Origin of the sequence: Metabacillus dongyingensis (genome assembly GCF_019933155.2) — a bacterium.
Classification (GTDB): Bacteria; Bacillota; Bacilli; order Bacillales; family Bacillaceae; genus Bacillus_P; species Bacillus_P dongyingensis.
Genome location: NZ_CP082944.1, coordinates 1,666,642 through 1,687,260, shown reverse-complemented (window position 1 = coordinate 1,687,260; position 20,619 = coordinate 1,666,642). Strand labels below are relative to the sequence as shown.

General features: G+C 38.0%; 20 protein-coding genes. 11 read left to right on the top strand and 9 right to left on the bottom strand.

Going from position 1 to position 20,619, the window contains the following annotated elements:
* Positions 1-86 precede the first annotated feature (86 nt).
* From K8L98_RS08325 to K8L98_RS08290, 8 genes are all read left to right on the top strand, one after another.
* A complete protein-coding gene (locus K8L98_RS08325; RefSeq protein ID WP_420828835.1) occupies positions 87-518 on the top strand; it encodes a pyridoxamine 5'-phosphate oxidase family protein in 432 nt (143 codons plus the stop codon).
* Between the two features lie 79 nt (positions 519-597).
* The gene (locus tag K8L98_RS08320; RefSeq protein ID WP_223441143.1) at positions 598-861 is read left to right on the top strand and encodes a hypothetical protein; all 264 of its coding nucleotides are present in this window, start codon (positions 598-600) and stop codon (positions 859-861) included.
* Positions 862-1,021: 160 nt separating this feature from the next.
* Positions 1,022-1,525 carry a GNAT family protein gene (locus K8L98_RS08315; RefSeq protein WP_223441141.1) on the top strand — a complete coding sequence of 168 codons (504 nt, stop codon included), beginning with the start codon at positions 1,022-1,024 and terminating at the stop codon, positions 1,523-1,525.
* 1,291 nt (positions 1,526-2,816) lie between these two features.
* Positions 2,817-3,596: a transporter substrate-binding domain-containing protein gene (locus K8L98_RS08310; protein WP_223441138.1), complete on the top strand. Its 780-nt coding sequence runs from the start codon at positions 2,817-2,819 to the stop codon at positions 3,594-3,596.
* A 33-nt stretch (positions 3,597-3,629) separates the two neighbouring features.
* The gene (locus K8L98_RS08305) at positions 3,630-4,295 is read left to right on the top strand and encodes an amino acid ABC transporter permease (RefSeq protein ID WP_223441136.1); all 666 of its coding nucleotides are present in this window, start codon (positions 3,630-3,632) and stop codon (positions 4,293-4,295) included.
* Positions 4,296-4,324: 29 nt separating this feature from the next.
* Positions 4,325-5,053, top strand: coding sequence for an amino acid ABC transporter ATP-binding protein (locus K8L98_RS08300; protein ID WP_223443271.1), 729 nt, complete (start codon positions 4,325-4,327; stop codon positions 5,051-5,053).
* 281 nt (positions 5,054-5,334) lie between these two features.
* Positions 5,335-5,952, top strand: a complete 618-nt coding sequence (locus K8L98_RS08295) for a YczE/YyaS/YitT family protein (RefSeq protein WP_223441133.1) — start codon at positions 5,335-5,337, stop codon at positions 5,950-5,952.
* 171 nt (positions 5,953-6,123) lie between these two features.
* Positions 6,124-7,302, top strand: a complete 1,179-nt coding sequence (locus K8L98_RS08290) for a NupC/NupG family nucleoside CNT transporter (RefSeq protein ID WP_223441131.1) — start codon at positions 6,124-6,126, stop codon at positions 7,300-7,302.
* Between the two features lie 50 nt (positions 7,303-7,352).
* On the opposite strand, the gene K8L98_RS08285 is transcribed toward K8L98_RS08290, so the two are convergent.
* The 3 genes from K8L98_RS08285 to K8L98_RS08275 all read right to left on the bottom strand — a co-directional run bounded on the left by K8L98_RS08285 (position 7,353) and on the right by K8L98_RS08275 (position 10,767).
* Positions 7,353-8,981 carry a M14 family metallopeptidase gene (locus tag K8L98_RS08285; protein ID WP_223441129.1) on the bottom strand — a complete coding sequence of 543 codons (1,629 nt, stop codon included), beginning with the start codon at positions 8,979-8,981 and terminating at the stop codon, positions 7,353-7,355.
* Between the two features lie 288 nt (positions 8,982-9,269).
* Positions 9,270-10,190, bottom strand: a complete 921-nt coding sequence (locus K8L98_RS08280) for a patatin-like phospholipase family protein (protein WP_223441127.1) — start codon at positions 10,188-10,190, stop codon at positions 9,270-9,272.
* 349 nt (positions 10,191-10,539) lie between these two features.
* A complete protein-coding gene (locus K8L98_RS08275; RefSeq protein ID WP_223441124.1) occupies positions 10,540-10,767 on the bottom strand; it encodes a hypothetical protein in 228 nt (75 codons plus the stop codon).
* A 229-nt stretch (positions 10,768-10,996) separates the two neighbouring features.
* On the opposite strand from K8L98_RS08275, the gene K8L98_RS08270 reads away from it, so the two are divergent.
* Positions 10,997-11,134 (top strand): hypothetical protein, encoded by a 138-nt coding sequence (locus tag K8L98_RS08270; protein WP_223441121.1) that lies wholly within the window; start codon positions 10,997-10,999, stop codon positions 11,132-11,134.
* Positions 11,135-11,580: 446 nt separating this feature from the next.
* Positions 11,581-11,778, top strand: a complete 198-nt coding sequence (locus K8L98_RS26830) for a DUF2533 family protein (RefSeq protein ID WP_420828834.1) — start codon at positions 11,581-11,583, stop codon at positions 11,776-11,778.
* Here K8L98_RS26830 and K8L98_RS08265 read toward each other — a convergent pair.
* From K8L98_RS08265 to K8L98_RS08250, 4 genes are all read right to left on the bottom strand, one after another.
* The gene (locus K8L98_RS08265) at positions 11,771-12,952 is read right to left on the bottom strand and encodes a DHH family phosphoesterase (protein ID WP_223441118.1); all 1,182 of its coding nucleotides are present in this window, start codon (positions 12,950-12,952) and stop codon (positions 11,771-11,773) included. The two genes, K8L98_RS26830 and K8L98_RS08265, sit on opposite strands and share 8 nt — an antisense overlap.
* A 486-nt stretch (positions 12,953-13,438) precedes the next feature.
* Positions 13,439-14,983: a GxGYxYP domain-containing protein gene (locus K8L98_RS08260; RefSeq protein ID WP_223441116.1), complete on the bottom strand. Its 1,545-nt coding sequence runs from the start codon at positions 14,981-14,983 to the stop codon at positions 13,439-13,441.
* A 12-nt stretch (positions 14,984-14,995) separates the two neighbouring features.
* On the bottom strand, positions 14,996-16,144 hold the full coding sequence (locus K8L98_RS08255) for a glycoside hydrolase family 76 protein (RefSeq protein ID WP_223441114.1): 1,149 nt from the start codon (positions 16,142-16,144) through the stop codon (positions 14,996-14,998).
* Between the two features lie 746 nt (positions 16,145-16,890).
* On the bottom strand, positions 16,891-17,070 hold the full coding sequence (locus K8L98_RS08250; RefSeq protein WP_223441112.1) for a small acid-soluble spore protein H: 180 nt from the start codon (positions 17,068-17,070) through the stop codon (positions 16,891-16,893).
* Positions 17,071-17,461: 391 nt separating this feature from the next.
* Here K8L98_RS08250 and K8L98_RS08245 point away from each other — a divergent pair, with 391 nt between their 5' ends.
* Positions 17,462-18,085 carry a LysE family translocator gene (locus K8L98_RS08245; protein ID WP_223441110.1) on the top strand — a complete coding sequence of 208 codons (624 nt, stop codon included), beginning with the start codon at positions 17,462-17,464 and terminating at the stop codon, positions 18,083-18,085.
* Positions 18,086-18,249: 164 nt separating this feature from the next.
* Here K8L98_RS08245 and K8L98_RS08240 read toward each other — a convergent pair whose 3' ends face one another.
* Both K8L98_RS08240 and manA read right to left on the bottom strand, forming a co-directional pair.
* On the bottom strand, positions 18,250-19,263 hold the full coding sequence (locus tag K8L98_RS08240; protein WP_223441106.1) for a DUF3231 family protein: 1,014 nt from the start codon (positions 19,261-19,263) through the stop codon (positions 18,250-18,252).
* 261 nt (positions 19,264-19,524) lie between these two features.
* Complete coding sequence (gene manA, locus K8L98_RS08235; RefSeq protein WP_223443269.1) at positions 19,525-20,466, bottom strand: mannose-6-phosphate isomerase, class I; 942 nt, start codon at positions 20,464-20,466, stop codon at positions 19,525-19,527.
* Between the last annotated feature and the right edge of the window lie 153 nt (positions 20,467-20,619).

The following is a 20,619-nucleotide window of genomic DNA, read 5'->3' as shown; positions in this document are numbered from 1 at the left end:
ACGGTTTTTCATGAACTGCTGGCACCTTCCAATGTTTTAATCTGCTAATAAAAAGGAATATATACACTAACACCTACTAAAAGGAGATGTTTCACTTGGATAAGCAGAAATTAAACAAAGAAGTATTAGATATATTGAAAAAGCATAAGGTCGGCACGCTTTCTACTGTAGTGGATAATAAGCCCCATTCCCGCTATATGACATTCTTTAATGATGAATTAATGCTTTATACACCAACAAATAAGAACACTCATAAAGCAGAAGAAATCGGTGAAAATCCCAATGTCCATATCCTGCTCGGTTATGAAGGCGAAGGTTTTGGAGATGAATATATTGAGTTTGAAGGCAAGGCAAGCATCAGCGAAGATCAGCGATTAAAAGAAAAGATCTGGAATGATCAAATGAAAAACTGGTTTGAAGGACCAAATGATCCTGATTATATCGTTCTTGCGATCAAGCCAAATAAAATCAGATTAATGAACAGCGGACAAGAGTCACCGCAAACATTAGAAGTATAGGGAACCAGCAGCCGGCATCAGTCTGCCGGTTCTTTTTGTGCCGATTTCTTGTTTTCAAAAGAGCCTCATGAGAAAATGAATGCAAGAACCAAAACTAGAAGGTGATCAGATGTATTACGTAGTAGTGGATATTGGCTGTTCTGACTGCGGAGAAGCTTCGAATGTTGTCGGGATTTTCACTGAAGAAACTAAAGCACGGACTGCGCTTCGGGAGTATAAAGCAGCAAATAAACTTGATCTGTACGGTGACGACCATCAATTTTTAATTTATAAAATTGAGAAGCTCAACGCCATTAATAATAACAGCTTTGACCATCTTATTTATGATAGTGAAGAAGAATAAAGGTATGGCACCTGCTTGAATGCGGGTGCTTTTTTTCATAAAAATAGACAGATCTGCAACTCTTCCCAATTCGGGCAAAACGGTTGATTCCCTTTTTAAAATCTAGTAAAATTATATACTGTGTTTTGCGTTCGGATCTTATTTAAGGAAGGAGTCAGGTATGTATAATACTGTATTAACACGCAGCGATCAGACATCCATAGACGCTGAAGAACTTCAGTTTCAGCTCTTTAGAATGCAGGATAATCTGAAGGAAATTGCAAAGCGGTGGCAGGTTGTCGGAATTGATCAAACGAAGGAAGATAAATGGGTTGTGGTTTATGCACAAAATGACGGTGATTCATGCAAGGTGATGCTGAATGATTGTGAATCTGCTTATCGGGGCACCTGGGATTTTTCCATTCATGCCACATACAATGACGATAAAGCGATCCACATCGGAGATATTAAAGGCCCTGCAAATAAGGGCTACGGATCCATTTGCATGAATTATTTAAAGGAGTTTGCGAAGGATCAAAACATCCCCTACATCACGGGCGACATTGCCAAGCGAGACTGGGATCACGTTGACCGTCTTGTGCATTTTTATGAAAAACACGACTTCAAAGTAAACATTGACTACGAGAAGCAAGCAGGCGAAATTGAGTGGAATGATATGTATTGAGAAGCAGATATGATCTGCTTCTTTTTTGTTGGGCTAGAAAATGCGGAGGATGCTCTGCCAGCCGAATTTTGATTTTTTACAGCAAAGCCTATTTGGACACACACTACCATATTTCTCCTTTCTTCTGAGGCGATCATAGTTTGATCGCCTTTTCTAAGGAATTATCTCCATTTGAATACTTTTCATAATTTAAGCTGCCATGGTCACGGTGATGATTATAGAATTCAATAAATTCATCTATTCGATAAAAGATTCAAAGGTGAACTTCGTTGATAACACTCCGTTCTAAAATACTGTGAAACGACTCAATGAACGCGTTCAAATTAGGCGATTTAAGTGGAATCCTTTAAATGCGGTTTACAGCACTTAATGTGGGCTTCAACACGAAATAAGTGTTTCATAACCGAATTTGCTGCACTTAATGTGGGCTTCTACACCAGATAAGAGCTTCATAGCCGAATTTGCTGCACTTAATGCGGGCTTCTACACCAGATAAGTGCTTCAAAACTGAATTTGATGCACTTAATGTGGGCTTCACACCAGATAAGTGTTTCATAGCCGAATTTGCTGCACTTACTGCGGGCTTCTACACCAGATAAGTGCTTCAAAACTGAATTTGATGCACTTAATGTGGGCTTCACACCAGATAAGTGTTTCATAGCCGAATTTGCTGCACTTAATATGGGCTCCGAAACGATATAAGTGCTTCAAAACTGAATTTGCTGCACTTACTGCGGGCTTCTACACCAGATAAGTGTTTCATAACCGAATTTGCTGCACTTACTGCGGGCTTCTACACCAGATAAGTGCTTCAAAACTGAATTTGCTGCACTTAATATGGGCTCCGACACTATATAAGTGCTTCAAAACTGAATTTGCTGCACTTACTGCAAGCTCCGACACAAAATAAGTGTTCCAAAACCGAATTTACAGCACTTAATATGGGCTCCGACACAAAATAAGTGTTCCAAAACCGAATTTGCTGCACTTAATATGGGCTCCGACACAAAATAAGTGTTCCAAAACCGAATTTACTGCATTTAATATGGGCTCCGACACGAAATAAGTGCTGCAAAACTGAATTTGCTGCACTTACTGCGGTTTCTACACCAGATAAGTGCTTCATACTGCTTTTCATGAATCAATCCCCTCTCCCACTCGCCCATCATTTCTAATTTTACAAAATGATAGGTTTTCTCTCCTGAAACTTAGGGTATATACAACTAGTGCATTTTTTCCTGTTTACCATAATCGAGCTATTTCAAAAAAAGAAAGGAGCCATGATCCTTCAATGAGAAAAAAAGCATTACTCTTATTCTCTGCCCTTTTTCTTGTCTGCATGCTTAGCGCCTGCGCAGAAAAAGAGAAATTATCAGATGGCGCAGAACTGATTGACAAAGATGAATTTGTATTCGCGGCTTCAGGTGAGTTCAAGCCATTCAGCTATGTTAAGGATGATATGACGATGACCGGGTTTGATGTTGCTGTCGGCGAAGCCATCGCAAAGGAGCTTGGCCTTGAACCTGTTCAAAAGCGGATCAAATTTAAAGGAATCGTTGAAGGTGTGAAAACCGGCCGAGCAGATGCAGCAGTTGCAAGCCATACCATCAACGATCAGCGTGCAAAGCATGTTTCTTTTTCCACTCCCTACTACTACTCGGGTCCTCAGATTTTCACACGTCCTGACAGTGATATTAAAACAGTAGAAGATTTAGAAGGAAAAGAAGTTGCCGTAGCCAAAGGTTCTACATATGCTGCAACCGCAGAAAAATACACGAAGAACATAAAGATGTACGATAGCGATATTACTGCCCTTAAAGCGCTGAGTACAGGCCGGCATGACGCGGTCATAACTGATTTTGTAACAGGAAAAAGTGCAGCTAAAGGCGGATTTGACATAGCCGGACAGCAGCTTATTGAACGAAGCGAGCAGGCCGTTGTCATTCCACAGGATAATCCCCTTCTCTTAAAAAGAGTGAATGAAGCGCTGGAAAAACTCAGACAGGACGGTACCCTGAAGAAAATCAGCATTGACTACTTCGGAGAAGACATTACGACGAAACCTGAATAACCCACCAATTGCACAGAAAGGATGTTGTTCATTTTGCCTAGTTTTTCACATTTTTTCGATTCGTTAGTTGCGAACAAGGGCGTCTTTTTTGATGCGATGCTTATTACCCTGCAGTTAACGGTTGTTTCAATATTAATCGGTATTGTTATTGGCCTCTTTTTTGCCCTTTTAAAAATTTCGAAATTAAAAGTCCTTGGCATTATCTCGGATGCTTACATTTATTTAGTTCGCGGGACGCCTTTGATTGTCCAAATTTTCATCTTGTACTTCGGCTTTAGCGGACTTTTTCTAATTCCTGATTTCTGGGCTGCATCACTGGCACTTGCCTTTCATAATGGAGCCTATATTGCCGAAATATTTCGCGGAACCATTCAGTCCATTGATAAAGGACAGATGGAAGCAGGCCGCTCTCTTGGTATGACAAGAGGCCTTACATTGAGACGGATCATTATGCCCCAGGCTTTCAGACGCGCTCTTCCGCCGCTTGGAAACCAGATGATTATCGGGCTGAAGGATTCATCACTTGCAGCCTTTATTTCTATAAACGAGCTCTTTAATGTGGCGACCACACTCGGTTCAAATAACTTTGATGAAATGACATTCTTATTAATTGTTGCCGTTTATTACTTAATTTTAGTGGCCATTTTAACCCTTATTGTTAATGGTCTGGAAAAGAAAATGTCAATCAGCGACCGCTAAGGAGGTAATGATTTTTGGAAACGAAAGAAATGATTAAGGTTGAAAAGCTGAATAAATCATTCGGTGATCTGCACGTATTAAAAGATATTGATTTGAAAGTAAATGAGAGCGATGTTGTTTGTCTGATCGGCTCCAGCGGATCTGGAAAAAGCACCCTGCTCAGATGTCTGAACTTTCTTGAGAAAAAAGACAATGGGAAAATCATCATTAATGGCGAGGAAATTACTCAAGCGACACATGACATCAATGAGGTTCGCCAAAAAGTCGGAATGGTGTTTCAGCATTTTCAATTATTTCCGCACAAAACAGTCATTGAAAATATTATGGAAGCACCTTTAATGGTGAAAAAAATGAAGAAAGATCAGGCAGCCTCTGAAGCTCGTGTCCTGCTTGAAAAAGTAGGTCTTTCTGACAAAGCCGATGTGTATCCCAACAAGCTCTCCGGCGGTCAGAAGCAGCGTGTGGCCATTGCCCGCGCCCTTGCGATGAAGCCTGAAATTATGCTTTTTGATGAACCAACTTCAGCTCTTGATCCGGAGCTTGTGGGTGAAGTTTTAGCTACCATGAAGGAACTTGCTGTAGAGGGAATGACGATGGTTGTCGTGACCCATGAAATGCAATTTGCACGTGAGGTGGCCGATTGGATTGTTTATATGAACGAAGGACGCATTGTTGAGAGAGGTCACCCAGATGACTTTTTTACGAATCCCCAAGAAGAGCGTACGAAAGAATTTCTTAAAACGACACAGCTGAATTAATCACAAAAGTTAAAACGCGCCTTGGTTGCCGGGGATCTCGGCGCCGGACATAGCCGCAGCTAATTTTATATTATCCACAACATTTTTGACTTGTATCAATATCTAAATAACCAGACTGGACGAGAGATTTTAGAATCTCTCGTCTTTTTTTTGTTCTCTTTACAATAAATTTCATATTGCTTTTGCAGGCAGAATTGAGTATGATGAAAACGGTTCAAAGAGGTCTGATGACTAACATCCAAATAATTACAATAGATGTCAGCTTGAGAGGGGATTTTTAAGTGAAAGAAAGAGCTTTATTTTTTATTACAGGATTATTGATTTTAACACTGGGTGTAGCATTAATTATAAAATCAGGTTTAGGCGCTTCCTCTTGGGATGCACTGGCTGTAGGTGAATCAAACATGTTTGGCCTGACAGTCGGAACTTGTATTTTCATTAATGGAATCGCTTTAATTTTTATTAATGCATTTTTGCTGAAGAAAAAGCCTGAACTTTTAGCAGCAGCAAGTATTCTTTTAATTGGAGCACTGATTGATTTCTGGCTATTGGTTGTTTTAAAGCATTATTCACCAACTGTTCTGTTTTTCCAGGCTTCAGCTCTTATCGCCGGCATTCTTTCAATGGGCGTCGGAGTAGCCATTTATCTGCAGGCTAAATTTCCTGCAAGCCCGATGGATACATTAATGGTAGCCATTCATACACGTTTTGGCTTGAACTTAAGAAACTCAAGAATCATCAGTGAAGCATTTGCACTGCTTCTTGCTTTTATTTTTCAAGGGGCTATAGGAATCGGGACATTTATCGTCACGCTTACATTAGGGTTTGTTGTTCAGTATTTTTACCCTAAATTTGAAGGTTTATTATTTAAAATGAGTAGCAAACTATCTTATAAATAAAACAAAATTCTTTTTAAATATAGGGTTGATTTGTTCCTATAAATCTATTATAGTTGAATACGTCAGAGGTCAGACATCAGATGACGCTGACTATCTTTTATGGAATTAGATGAAAGCGTATACAGATTTCCTTTTCAAAATGCTTTTAAATATATCTCAGAGGTGAAGAAAATGAAATACCTAATAGCACTGCTCGGTCTTGCAATCGTTCTTGGATTAGCATGGGTTGCAAGCAGCGACCGCAAAAAAATTAAATTCAAACCTGTAGCTCTTATGATTGTGATTCAAATTCTTTTAACGTTCCTGCTGCTGAATACTAAATTTGGTCTTGTCATGATCACAGCTATTGCGAATGGTTTCGGAAAATTATTAGGATATGCAAACGAAGGGATCTCCTTTGTTTTCGGCGGAATTGCCAATGATGGACAAGCTCCGTTCTTCTTGAATGTTTTACTTCCAATCGTCTTTATTTCAGCACTTATTGGCATCTTCCAATACCTTAAAATTCTTCCTTTTATTATGAAAGGAATCGGTCTTGTTCTAAGCAAGATCAATGGAATGGGTAAATTAGAATCTTATAACGCTGTAGCATCTGCCATTGTTGGACAATCTGAAGTATTCATCACCGTAAAAAAACAGCTGGGCCAATTAACATCACAGCGACTTTACACGCTTTGTGCATCCGCTATGTCAACCGTATCCATGTCTATCGTTGGTGCTTACATGACTATGATCGAGCCAAGATATGTTGTAACGGCAATCGTCATCAACCTGTTCGGCGGATTCATTATCGCATCGATTATCAATCCTTATACTGTTACAGATGAAGAAGATATCTTGGTAATTCAAGAAGAAAAGCAATCTTTCTTCGAAATGCTTGGCGAATATATCATGGACGGATTTAAAGTAGCTATTATCGTAGGAGCAATGCTTATCGGCTTCGTTGCCTTAATTGCTGCTGTAAACAATATTTTTGATATGATTTTCGGCATTACATTCCAGGGAATCTTGGGCTACATTTTTGCACCAATTGCGTTCATTATGGGTGTTCCTATGAGTGAAGCAGTTGCTGCCGGCGGAATTATGGCTACTAAATTAGTGACAAACGAATTCGTTGCGATGATGGATTTGGCAAAAATCTCTGAGAACTTCAGCGAACGCACACTTGGAATAATCTCTGTGTTCCTAGTATCTTTTGCGAACTTCTCTTCTATCGGAATCATTGCAGGTGCTGTTAAAGGACTTCATGAAAAACAAGGGAACGTTGTTGCCCGCTTTGGATTGAAACTGCTTTACGGTGCTACACTTGTAAGTATTTTATCTGCGATCATTGTTAGTATCGTACTATAAGAAAAAGCAGCCGGGAATGTTTATCCCGCTGCTTTTTTTGTTTTTTCCCCTTACTTCAGCTTCTTCCCGTTAAGCATAAACCTGTAGACCGGCAGCTCTTTTCCAACTTCAGAAGGAATGTATCCAAATGTGACATAGCTGTCAATCGATTCCGGCTCTAAAGAGAGTGACAGCAAGTTGTTTTCTGGCTGTGCAGATAAGAATACATATGTGCCTTTTGGGAACACGACATCTTTCTTTTCAAGCTCTGTCTGTACTTCTACAAGCTGTTTGCCTTCATACTTCTCCGTGTTCTCTTTGCTCGTTACATCGTAAGCTTCAACTGACAGCTTCATTTGCTTTGGCAGCTGGAACCCTTTCAATCCCTGATTCTGAAGCTTGGCAGCAATTTCTGCCTGTTCAGGCTTCAGCACATAGGCTGTCGGGCGTTCTCTCGTTAACGTCGGTTCTGCTTCTGTTGCGCTGAAATAGTTCACTGGAATATCTTTTACAGTACCTGAAGCGATATCAATCATTTCAAGTGTTTGATTTTCAAGCTCAGCAGCTTCGCTGTTTATGATGATTGGATCTTTATCATTAGGAAGCAGTCCTTTTCTAACAAGCTTTGCCCGTTCTAAGGCAACTGTCGTTTTTACCTTTTTCGCATTCTCTGCGGTCTGCCTTAAAATATGCTCGTGGGTTGCGATTTGAGCGGCAACACGGCGGCCGAAATCTTCTCTCCCAATGGCAATTCCGCGGCTCTCTACTAAAAATGAAAACGATGTCTGCAAGCCAAACGAGTTCCGTCCAATGCGGGGTTCAGTTCCCCCTTCAAGAATGTCGATTTCTCCGTTTGTTACACCAGTTGTATAATAGCGGTCACCTGTAAAGCCCATGTCTTCTAAAGTATTTAAAGTCGGGTCTACATACAGATTGTCGGACATTGCGCGGATTTTTTCAGGAATGTTTAAGTTTCTTCCCGATAATAGGAGGATGTCATGATACTTTAGCAGCCCGTCCTCGCCGAATTGATCAAATGAACTCGTATACGGGGAGTATTCATGCGCATCAATCACAACTTCAGGCGTAAATTTGTTAAATTCATGATGAATAGCCTGTACCTCTGGAGAATCAAGCTTTACATGGTCCCGGTTTCCATCAAGTCCGTTTTGCAGCTGACGTTTAAAATTGTACGAGCCATCCGGATTCACCCGCGGAACGACAATGACGTTAATTTTATCTAATACCTCGTCTCCAAGATCACCTGTCAATCGGTTTGCAATCGCTAAAATCGATTCTCCGCTTGCCGGCTCATTGCCGTGAATCTGACTTTGAATCCACACAGTTGGTTTTTGTGATAAATAACTGGGATTGATTTTTTGATCTTTAGTAAAATAGAGGGCCGGTATTTCAAGGCCATTTTGTGAGGTGCCGATGTTTTTCACCGAAACGTATGGACTCTTCCCTTTCAGCTCTTCTATGTAAGCAAGCATTTCCTCCTGAGTTGTAAATGCTTCTTCATCTTTCACAAATGCAGGTGTTCCATCCGTTGCCTCTACCTCAGGAAAAAGATGCCGTACCTGTTCAGGCTGGCTGTAATCCTTTCCGTAATAAGGAGTTTCTGCACTGACTGCAGGGGCTAATAAAAAACTGGCTGTCAATAATACTGGAATTGAGCTTTTCTTAAGAACCTTTTTCATGGACTGCCTCCTCTTTTTCTTATGAATCTAATGATAGAGGAAAGACTGATTATTTTCAAAAAATTAAGAATAGTTTGTTATACTCATGATATTCGATTCTTACATTCGATTTACGTTAAGCAGGACAAAAGATGCAACGAATATTTCGTAAATCGAAATATTTATAGAAAGAATGTACCATCCACTAGATGATAATTTATAGACACTCACCCTTTAGAAGCATTTTTACAATCCAAAAAAAATCTTAAATATCAAAATGATTTGTTGGCTTTTTTTATTTCCTTTGGTCTAAACTTTATTCTTTTTCTTTCGTAATTCTTTATATTTCTCAAAATTCCAATCTTCTAAAAACGCCTTTGCTGATAAATATCCGGATTCATAAAGAAAATCAATTTCTTCATCTGTCAGCTCAAAATCTGTTGCAGTAATGCCTCCAGTTGGAATTTGAATCGTCCTTCCCTTTGTTTCTTCTGTCAAATGTCTGAGATCATGGGCCTGAAGCATTGTTTTAAAGATATTTTTAAAAAGATGAACAGGTGTCGGAATCACCGCACCCATCTTAATCTCATCCTTTACAAACCGAAAGCCAAACGTCGGAAAACGGGGTTCATCTTTTGAATCAAAAATCCAAATGGGAAAGTTGCTGAGCAGCCCGCCATCTAAAATATAAGATTTATATCTCGATTTTGATTTCCATATGACTGGCCGAAAAAAAAATGGAAGGGATGCACTCATCATGACAGCTGTTGAAATTTTCAAGTCGCTTCGGGTCATGCTGTACTTTGTTAAATCATCTGGCAATATAAGAATTTCACCATTTGATACATCAGAAGCAATAATCTTCAATTTATTTTCAGGCAAATCAGCAAACGTCCTGATGCCTTTTGCGGCAAGAAGCGATTCCACCCATTTTTCCAAGTAATCATTCTTGTAAAATCCTAAATGAATCATAAGCTCAAACAGGCTTCCGACTATCGGAATATAGTTCAGGAATGATTTTCCTCTAAATTTTGAGACATCCATTTCTTTCAGCAAATCACGAATTTCATAGCTCTTATAGCCGCAGGCCAGAAGTGAAGCGATAACGGCTCCTGCCGAGGTCCCGGCAAGCCTTTCCCACTCTACCTGTTCTTCCTCCATCGCCTGGATAGCTCCTGTGAAAGCAATTCCCCTCACCCCACCGCCTTCAAATACGGCATCTGCCTTCATTAGCTGTCACCTCGCATGATAAATTTTCTTTCTCTTACCTTCAAGATTCTATTTGAAAATTCCTGTTCACAATGTTCAAATGATTCATTCCACCCAATATAATAAGATGAATGAGTCGTGAACGAACCATTGCTCTCCAGAATGAAGCCTGACCTCATGGCTGTATATGGGAAAGAATCATGTTTAATCAGCAAAAATCAATTCAGGCTATCGCCATGCATTATTCTCAAAGAATGACAATTGATCATATCCAAATGGACTTAAAGACTAATCGCCACTTTTAATAAGTATTAGAAAAAATCAAATATAGATCTTTCGGGACCCATAAAAAAAGATCTAGTACACGCGGCTAGATCCTCTTTTTAACATCTTCTTTTAATGATTCAATCATATTGTCTGATAAATTTGCAGGAATAGATGTACCATCCTCGAAAACCCAGGAATTAATTATTTCAAGGTCTGCTTTTTTGAAAGTAACACTATATTCTTTATTATTGTGAGTAAAATCAGCTGTCACCGATTCTTCGCCATCAAACTCGTCATCAATAATCATGTTATTTATTTCATATGGATTCACGATGTAATCTCCTTTTAACATTCTTTCTTTATGTATATAGAATTAACTTTAGATTGCTGTTTATTCACTTTTCCCAGCAAATCTGCCTGGATTTTCAAATAGAAAATGCACGATCTGTCAGATAAAAAAATGATTCAATCGACTTTCAAGTGAGCATTTTTCATTGATGCATGATGAAACCTTAAGTGGTGCATATTAATTTTTAGAACAATTGGAAGGGGTAATTACCATGAAAAAGCAAGAAAAGCAAAATGAAAAGGATCATAAAGAAAGCCAATCGGAGCTGCAAACAATTAATGATATTTCTAACAGCGAAAACGGGCAGCCGGTCCCTCAGCCTAAAGATTTCGATGCAATAGAGTATTAAGATAAAAGCAATGCCTGGATAAATGCTTTTAAAACAACGTCTCAGAAGCTTAAGGGAACGCATATGGCCTTCACATATTTCTTGTGAAAGAGATTATGGGTGCCGTGTTTATTTTTAACGTGTTCGGTTGCGGGGTGTTAACATATTAATTAGCAGTATAAATAGCACACAAATTAGCATACCAATTAGCATAGCTTCTGGTATGCTTTTTTAGTGATTTAAAAGGTTTTTATAGGGAAACAATGCTATTTTCAACACATAAATTAGCATAAGAAATAGCAAGCATATGCTGTTCAGCAGAGTGCGTTTATTTGTACTGCTAATTCTAATACCAATTTAAGTGGTAAATAAAAATAAGGAACTCCAGATTTTTATGGAGTTCCTTTTTGTTCTTCCATTATTGCCCACTAGCAGCGTGAGAAATGTATTGACGAAGCGACTGAGTTATGGTAAATATGGAACCTTTTACAACAGATAAAATCAATGAAGTGACAAATAAGATGAACCGACTCAATTTACGTAATATTCCACTTAAACAAAATGTTACCGTTGAAATGATTCAGGAATACGTAAATAAATTAATAAAATGGTGTTCATCTCAAAAGCGAACACTGTCGCTGTTCGCTTTTTTTAAAATTATTTAGCCTTTTTTACTTCTTCCATTAAGTTTCTGACGAAATTATCATCATTTACAAGCCATACTGAATATTTTCTTTTTAAGAACTTTTCTGCTTCTTCAAAACTTGGGTGGGTCTGTTCCGTTATTGTTTTATTTTTTTCAATCCCCCATTCCCCATTTTCTAAAGGATATATAAGATAGATCTCGTCACTTCTGTTTTTATACATGGTACCAAAAGTGGATTCTTTTACATTATATCGATTTCTTTTCGCATCTTCTGGTAACGGTTCAAGATGATAGGTATCAATTGCGAATTGCTTGTAGGCATCTTCTGTTAAGGTGCAGCCGGATGCTTTTGCATGTCCCCCGCCACCGAATTGTGTAGCAACATCAGACACATCAATATGATCGTGAATTGTTCGAAAACCCATTCGTTTGCCGCCAATATTTAATATGGCTATATAATCTAGGTGCGGGTTTTCTTTACCGAGTTCATTCCCGAGTTCTGAGTGATACGATTCCGCATAAACCACACCCGCAAAAAGTCCCCCAACCTCTGTTTGAACGAGCTCCCTTCTTTTCCTGCGAATATATCTGTCAATTTTATTTTCTTCCATATCAAGGATTTTTGTTTCAAATTCATCAAAGTAGAAATGATCACTCGTTTGCAGCCGGGAAATCATTTTTTCTTCAAATTGATCTATTGAGAGAAGAAAAAATAATACATTCAGTCGCTGTGCATGGTGGTTTTCATTTTTCTCCCACTCCCACGTATCGTATTGTCTTACGAGTTCAACAAATTCCGCTGTTGCGTCTGATGGCTCCATTAGTTGATGAGATATGAGGTATTCATATAATAAGGAAGTAGCTGAAGTTAACTTCCCTTCCTCACCCTCCACCACAACGTGCCCCCACTTATAATCATTATAACGGAGAGCCGTTTTATGGTGATCAATCAACTTAACCTTTCCCCCTGCTTGAAAGAATTCTTCCAGTCTTTTTTCATTTTCTTCACTTACGGACAAATCTGTAATAAATAAGAAAGTTTCCTTCCCCTCATTTTCTAAGAACCATTCCACTTCACGATTAAGACCTGAAATAGAATTGTAGCGTACTTTGACCTGCTCGCCAAAAGAAAGTTTTGCTAAAATACCGCAGCCAACTCCATCGAGATCATTATGAGATAACAGTTTATACATATTCTTCACCTCAAAAGATAGTATAGGTTTAACTATTGATTAACATGTAAATAAAAAGCTGACTGAAGGTCCTCCCTTCAAGTCAGCTTTAATGATTTATATAGTTTCTTCACTTTCCCGCCCAATTGTTAATATGGCTTTCCATCAAAATCCCCCTAAATCGATTCTTCACTTATTCCGCAATTGTGCCGATTATTTGAAGAAGGAAAAATCTGGAGGTCACCTGGCTGATCTCCAGGTATCGAGCCCGATACTTTAAACACACACTTTCACAATCTTCAATACATAATAAGAAAGATGGGAATTAATCCTTTTTGCATTGCATTATGGATTAATTATTTCAACTTTACAAACTGGAGTTTGACATCCTACTTTGTTGTAATGTTACGATATACCATCAAATTAATTGCATTTATATATTATGCTGTTTTAATGTTTTGCACCTCTGAACCGAACCTGTTGGTTTATTTCTGCACCTTCCATATGTTAATGGGTTACATTTTCTTTAATGAGGGAAGTAAAATCCTCTGGTGTCACGACCTCTACATCTGAATTGAGCTGTTCCACTACGGTCTTCACATCGGAAAGCGACTTGCTCCATGCATGGACCAATACGAGTGTGTAGCCTTGTTCACTTTCAGGATTTCGCGGTGCTGAATTGATGCTTTCTATGACACTTTTTTCGTCTGCACCGGCAAGTCCGCTCCATAACATTTCTCTGGCAGATATGATCGGCTTATCGTTTGACCAGACAATTTTCCCTTTATGGGTGTCATACCTTGAATATTCAAGGTAAAACAAGGCGTCTATATTCTTCTGCGAGGTATATTTGTTCCAAAGAGATTTATTTTCCAGTGAGTTGAAATCAATAATTTGTGCAATGTGCAGATCAGTTTTACCCATATATTGATTTAGCTTTTTTACATGCTTATTTAATTCTTTCTCTGGATATTGACTCGGATACATATATCCATTGCCGGATGGTCCGACTACAAATTGATCAGAGTGCTCACCGTGTGAAGCGCTTTCATAATACCAGTTCATTACGGAAGGAGCAAGTTCAGAAAGCAGCGGGGATATTCCCCAGCCCATATTGAAAGTGCCTCTTTCTTTGCTCGAATACCACCTGTTGTCTGATTGAAAATCACCGAGAAGCCACTGGACATTATCTCCATCTGTCATCAAAAATGTAACATAATGGGTGTTTTTGTTTGCCGGACGCTTTGTATCGGCTGTTTTCTGCTTAAGAGGTCCGGTTTTAATAGATGATAACATCGATAGATTAGAAGCATGGTCAGAAGGAATCGTAAATACACCGGCTTTTGATGATGGAGATATAAACTGATCCTCCCCTGAGGATGCATCTCCCCATCCAAATGCTGTTGAATCTTTTTTTAGTCCCTCCATTAACTCAGAACGGAAAGGCGAGTTTCCGTCATAAAAAATCATCGACTTTTCTTTCACTGCAAAATCTCTTAATTGAAAGGCAAAATCCTCTTTTTGTTCAACAATTTTATCCTTCTTAAATTGTGGCCAATAATGATCCTTTACCCATTTTTCATCTTTGCCTCTCACATCCATTTTTTCTTTTAAACCATAAAATTCTGCTTTGCCCACAAGACTTTCCTCAACCGCAATTGCTCCTGTCACCCCAGCTAAGCTTGTTGCGGAATTGATCGAATCATCTCCTTTTTTAAAAAGAATATAGTCCTTTATTTTTGATTTCTTCACAAGTTCCCAAGGGTTGTCGGTATAAGAGTACGGGATGCCATAGTTTTCTTCCAAGTCCTTTAACCATGTTTGATACCCGCCATATTCGCGGTCAAGGTAAAGCTGAATTTTTGAGTTTTGCTGAGCCAATAAGCCTTGAAGAGTGGCAATCATTGTCGCTTCTTCAGCCGACATTTCAGACGTTTTGATAACGTAAATATGCTCCGGATCCTGTGCTTTAGCTGTTGTATATAGTGGATGACAAGCCATCAAGATAAGCAGAATGGTCATCCATGATATGATCTTTTTACGATTATTCATATAACACCTCCATTAAGCTTTTTTCCGGTAATCTTTTTTCTTCCAGGCAAGCGAAGCATAAATTTGCACCATAGCTGATTGTTCCAGAAGAGTAACAGGATGTTCACCGTCAAATTTAAATAGTCCGGTTTCAGGGTCTCGATACTGCTCCCAGACCTTGTCTGCATAGGTTTGCATCGCATGGGAATATTCTTTGTTTTTTGTTTCTGCTTCTAGCAATAAAAGGTTCTTAAAGAAAATCGCATTGAATCTCGCTGGCTGTTTATACAGTCGCTCTTCTTCTTCGTAATAGGCTAAAGCTGCATTTGCAATGCTTTCTGATCTTGTTAAATATTTTTTCTCATTCGTAATACGGTATAAAAGAACATTCGCTCCAATCATTACACCCTGGTTGTAGCTCCATTGCGTTTTTTCAATCGTGCCCGCTAAATCAATATGATCCCAAAAAAGCCCGTTAGGTGCGAGCATGTATTCATTTGTCCAATCATACATTTTCTTTGCCCATTGAAAATAATGTGTCTGGCCTGTTATTTCGTACAGATGGAACCCAAGCTCGGCCCCTGGGGCATTTGATACTGTATTTCGATCGCTGCTCCAGGATGCTTGTGTCCAAAAGACGCCGCCAGAAGCAGGATGAGATGGATCATTGTCCCATCCAAAGACAACAAGATTGAATATTTCTTTTGCTCTTTCTAAATATTTCTTGTCATGAGTCATTTTATAGAGCTGAATAAACTCAAGACCAATCCATTCATTATCGTCATAAAAAAAATCTCCCCCATGTCCATACGGAGCAAGGACATAAGAGTCATAGCCTTTTGGCTGTTTTTCTTCGTTCCAATACAGTTCAAGCGCATCTAAACGGTCTTGTACATCATCTTCATAATCTGAACCTATCTTTGGTACTCCTGATAGGTCAATAGTTCCTGCCATCGCTTGAGAAAAAGGCCAAACATAGGAATATGGATTTCCGCTTTGATAGGGAAATTCCTCTAAATACAATTTTGAATCTTCCTTATAAAAGTATTGCTGCAGAGACTCATATGACTGAACGGCTCTTTCTGCATTTTGCGTTTGATGCTGTTTTGCCTGAACACTCATTGGACTAAAGATTGATAAGAAGATGCTCAATGTAATTAGCAGACTAACAATTGATTTCATAAAAACCTCCTAAGTAAATTTAATTGAACTGGCTAACCCTTTTAACCTCCTGTCATTTGATTGGTGTTTTCCCTATGAAGAAAAAACAGCAGATCCGTTCGTTTCTGCTGTTTTCATTCTCTGTTGGTATGTTGTTATATAGATACACATGAAAAATATAACGATATATATCTACATATTGATTATATATAATCTGAATATTTCGTCAAAAAGGAAATAGGTCTAATTTGAAACATGGATAAAAGATCCATTTCTTAAAAAACCTTTATTACTTTTCTCCTATTAGACGACGTGAAAAATACTTAGGGCTATAACTTTAATCATATAATAAGACCCCAAAAACGATTATTCCTATAAAATCAGGTTAATTATCAATAATTAGCTTGAAACCAGATAGTTGATAAAAGAAAGAAAGCTGCCTAAAAGGCAGCTCCGATCTTTACTAACGCAACTCTTTAGTTGAAATAAGGTGATTGGATTAGCGTATTCTGTCCTGCAGCGACCTGCCGCGTTCCCTGTTCTTTGACCATCACGTAAATAGCTAGACTGCCTTGACCATCAGTCGCCGGGTATTGTCGAATATGTGCAACAGTCACATCCGGACACACAAAGAGGATGTTCTCGGCCGAATACCGTGCATATGAGTTAAGGAGTGATCCCGATAATACTGCCTTGTGCGTTTCATTAATTTGCTTCCATCCTGAGATCCGCTCGCCGAACACATCTTATGAAATCGCTTTGAAGATTTAATGTTCTATTAAGTTAGACAAAGGAACCACTTGTTCATTCTGTGGTTCATCAATAGGATAAATTCTAGCTGTTTCATTGTTTTCATCCACATTCTGAATATAGATTGGAGTTTCATTATAGGTTACATTAGCCATAACTGGTGATGCAGCAATCTCTTGTGCACGTTGTTTGTTCATATTAAGACCCCCTCTCTTTTTATAACAATCAAGTCATAATGTTAACTTCAAACAATATAATTATTCTTGTTATTCAACATAATAAAGATTTAATTGTTAAATATAGTTACTCACTAGCCCGGTTGTCCTTGAGCTTAGGAAGAAAATTGAAATCCTTGAACCATTAAAACTGATCGAATAGCTGGTATGGATTGATATACTTGCCTTTTTTATCGCTTATATGCACATTATCAGGCTTTTACAAAATTCAATGGGCGAAAAAAAGATAAAATAACACATACCCTTTACTACTGTCTCCTTAAGACTAAATAGTTCCTTTACTTTAGTTTTGGAAAAGTTTAGATTTATAATTAAATGAAATTTTATTTCAATATTTGGAGGGACTGATAAAATGGAAGTAATAGTAGTATTATCCTTTTTAGGTACGGCAATCTTTCTTACTTTGATGCCTGGTCCAGATATCCTGTTTGTCATTGCCCAAAGTATCTCACAAAATAAAAAAGCTGGTATAACAACAGCATTGGGGCTTTGCTCAGGACTTGTCATACACATATCTGCAGCGACACTTGGCATTTCAGCAGTAATTTATCAATCAGCGCTGGCTTTTGCAATTGTTAAATACGCCGGGGCAGCTTATTTATTGTTTTTAGCTTGGCAGTCTTTTAGAGAAAGAGAATCTGATTTTGCAATTGGCAAACAGAATTCTTTAAACTATAAATCATTGTACAAAAAAGGGATTTTGATGAACATTCTAAATCCTAAAGTATCCTTATTCTTTTTAGCATTATTACCTCAATTCGTTGATAAAACGATGGGGCATGCATCAATCCAAATGCTTATTTTAGGAATTATTTTTATGGTACAGGCTTTAATCATTTTTATAGCAGTTAGTGTATTTTCGGATAAAATACGTAATCTGCTATTAAGAAAAACGTTTATAGCAAAGAGAATGAACGTCATAAAAGGTTCACTGCTGGGCTTTATTGGATTGCAAATCGCGTTTAGTGAAAAATAAGAAAGGACAACTCTTAGAGTTGTCCTTTCTTATTTTTTGTTTCCCATATAAATAGCTCCCTAATAATAAGGAGCAAAGGAACGTGATTGCATCAAAAGAAAATTACCAGGGGTTCAAATATATATTATTAAAGTTTTTTATTCATAATTGTTATAGATCTCCCATTACTTTTTATTGGCCAAGTCATTCCGGTCATCAAATATAGGCGGCTGCTCCATCCAGCCGTTATCTATCATGATGTTTACACCATCTTCAGCGTACTTTGTAACATCCGCTATCAAGAGTAGATACTCTGCTGCCAAATCACGTCTTTGGCTAAGGGAATAAGCTGCGCCATAATATGCAGAAGCAGTTGAAATCAATGATACAATATGAAAAATCAACAGTTTATCTGAAAATGGCGAAACTGTTGAGCTTGTAACTTCATCATCCCATTTTTTGGGGGAGTGAAGATTATCTTCCGATAAAAAAGAACTTAGAATAGTAAATTGCTTATCACAAAGTCCTTTACCTCTTTGGATGTATTCACGGACTTCTTTAGATTCTGCAACTTGACTAAATCCGATTTCCAATACTATTTTTACGACATTCTTTAGCATATTAAAATAAATACCGCTTACCTCTATAGCGTTTAGTGGTCTTTTCCTTCCCAACCAACCCGTTAAATAGCTTTGTTTTTCCACAAATTGAATTTTATCCGGTGCGTTAATAGCTGGTGGTCTGCTTACTATCCCCTTATTTAGCATAGCATCCATTATCATGTTATATAATTCCATCGCTTCCATATTGCATTTAATAAAGTATTTTCTTTGATCTTCGCGAATAGAAGTACCTACTGCTCCAGCGTAGCCTAATAATCCATGTATCGTCATGATATGCAAATAGACAAGCAAAAATGGATCAGAAAATAAAGGAGGTGCCTTGAGGTTAACATCGTCTTCAATTGTAAATCCTTTTGGGATAGGATAATTATCTTGCATAAAAAATTCTTTAATGCTTTCAATATGCGAATGTGATAAGTCTAATGCAAATTCAAGAACAGAACGAATGTCATTATCTTTTACATTTTTCAAATAATAACTAATTACACAAAGCGCCATACTATCATTCACAAACTGACTCCAAAGGTTTGATATTTCAGCTGAGGTTAGACGAGTGTTATGATTAATATCTCCCATATAGATCACCCTTTTTTTGTTACTTAATTATTTCGTTATTATAATTCAAACAATGGATTAATATTCAATATAAATAGTGCAGTCTTGGTTCTATTCTCCCCGCTAGGATGCCTCTTTACCAATGACCGCTTGAATTTTGCAAGATGAACAAGGTCTTGTAATTAAAAAAAGAGCTTGCTATTTGAAATAAATAATAGCAAGCTCTTTTTCTACATACTTCTCTCTGTCGATTAAGATATCAGGTCTATACAATAGCACCCATTATATACTTGAAATAATAAGTTCTGATTTACCTGCAAGCCCGAATTCACCGAATTCACCAGGTAATAAAAAGTGGTCTCCTTTTTTAAAGAAGGAATGATTTCCATTATGGATTAGTTCTCCTTCTCCATGAATGACACTGGCAAGAAGAAAAGGTTTTTGCTGTTTTAAGCTGGCTGTACCGTCTAATTCCCATTTTTGTACTGTGAAGTAAGGACATTCAATGAGTGAATCGATCGTTAAGCCCGCTATTTTTTCAGGTTGAGTATTTAATTTATTTGCTGTGAAAGGAACTTCAGTTACTTCGATGCTTTTTTGAATATGAAGCTCACGGTGATTCCCTTCTGAATCCTTCCGATTATAATCATATACACGGTAAGTAGTGTCAGAGTTTTGCTGCGTCTCTAAAATGATAATACCTTCACCAATCGCATGTATGGTTCCACTGGGCACATAGAAGAAATCACCTGGTTTGACTTTTACTGAACGAAGCAGTTTATCCCATTCCTCATCATTAATCATTCGGATTAATTCTTCTTGTGTTTTTGCATGATGTCCATAAATAATTTCGGCATTTTCTTTACAATCAATAATATACCAGCATTCGGTTTTCCCTAACTCTCCATTCTCATGAATCCTGGCATACTCATCATTAGGGTGAACCTGAACCGATAAGTCTTGATTTGCGTCTAATATTTTAGTAAGAAGAGGAAAACGGTCTCCTGCTGTATTTCCAAATAACTCACGGTGTTTTTCCCATAGTTCACCCAAGGATAACCCTTTATATGCACCATTTTTTACAACACTTTGTCCATTTGAATGTGCTGCAAATGCCCAGCACTCTCCTGTTTGATTAAATGGAATATCATATCCGAAGGAAGTCAGGTTCTTTCCGCCCCAAATTCTTTCTTTAAAAATAGGTTCAAAAAACAATGGCTCAATGGTCAAAACAATTCTCTCCCTTTCATTCTTTTTATTTTTTAAGTATACCTGTCTTTGTCTCTAAGCTGTCATACTGTGCCCTTTGAAACATCTTTTTTCAAAAGGCCCTTTTCCCATTAAAAAAATGAGAAAAGGGCTGACATTCATCCTTTA

What these genes read in the sequence shown, in the direction of transcription:
- K8L98_RS08325 (WP_420828835.1), top strand. Translation starts at nt 87, where the DNA reads ATGTTTCACTTGGATAAGCAGAAATTAAACAAAGAAGTATTAGATATA.
- K8L98_RS08320 (WP_223441143.1), top strand. Translation starts at nt 598, where the DNA reads ATGCAAGAACCAAAACTAGAAGGTGATCAGATGTATTACGTAGTAGTG.
- K8L98_RS08315 (WP_223441141.1), top strand. Translation starts at nt 1,022, where the DNA reads ATGTATAATACTGTATTAACACGCAGCGATCAGACATCCATAGACGCT.
- K8L98_RS08310 (WP_223441138.1), top strand. Translation starts at nt 2,817, where the DNA reads ATGAGAAAAAAAGCATTACTCTTATTCTCTGCCCTTTTTCTTGTCTGC.
- K8L98_RS08300 (WP_223443271.1), top strand. Translation starts at nt 4,325, where the DNA reads ATGATTAAGGTTGAAAAGCTGAATAAATCATTCGGTGATCTGCACGTA.
- K8L98_RS08290 (WP_223441131.1), top strand. Translation starts at nt 6,124, where the DNA reads ATGAAATACCTAATAGCACTGCTCGGTCTTGCAATCGTTCTTGGATTA.
- K8L98_RS08285 (WP_223441129.1), bottom strand. Translation starts at nt 8,981, where the DNA reads ATGAAAAAGGTTCTTAAGAAAAGCTCAATTCCAGTATTATTGACAGCC.
- K8L98_RS08280 (WP_223441127.1), bottom strand. Translation starts at nt 10,190, where the DNA reads ATGAAGGCAGATGCCGTATTTGAAGGCGGTGGGGTGAGGGGAATTGCT.
- K8L98_RS08270 (WP_223441121.1), top strand. Translation starts at nt 10,997, where the DNA reads ATGAAAAAGCAAGAAAAGCAAAATGAAAAGGATCATAAAGAAAGCCAA.
- K8L98_RS26830 (WP_420828834.1), top strand. Translation starts at nt 11,581, where the DNA reads ATGGTAAATATGGAACCTTTTACAACAGATAAAATCAATGAAGTGACA.
- K8L98_RS08265 (WP_223441118.1), bottom strand. Translation starts at nt 12,952, where the DNA reads ATGTATAAACTGTTATCTCATAATGATCTCGATGGAGTTGGCTGCGGT.
- K8L98_RS08260 (WP_223441116.1), bottom strand. Translation starts at nt 14,983, where the DNA reads ATGAATAATCGTAAAAAGATCATATCATGGATGACCATTCTGCTTATC.
- K8L98_RS08255 (WP_223441114.1), bottom strand. Translation starts at nt 16,144, where the DNA reads ATGAAATCAATTGTTAGTCTGCTAATTACATTGAGCATCTTCTTATCA.
- K8L98_RS08250 (WP_223441112.1), bottom strand. Translation starts at nt 17,070, where the DNA reads ATGAACAAACAACGTGCACAAGAGATTGCTGCATCACCAGTTATGGCT.
- K8L98_RS08245 (WP_223441110.1), top strand. Translation starts at nt 17,462, where the DNA reads ATGGAAGTAATAGTAGTATTATCCTTTTTAGGTACGGCAATCTTTCTT.
- K8L98_RS08240 (WP_223441106.1), bottom strand. Translation starts at nt 19,263, where the DNA reads ATGGGAGATATTAATCATAACACTCGTCTAACCTCAGCTGAAATATCA.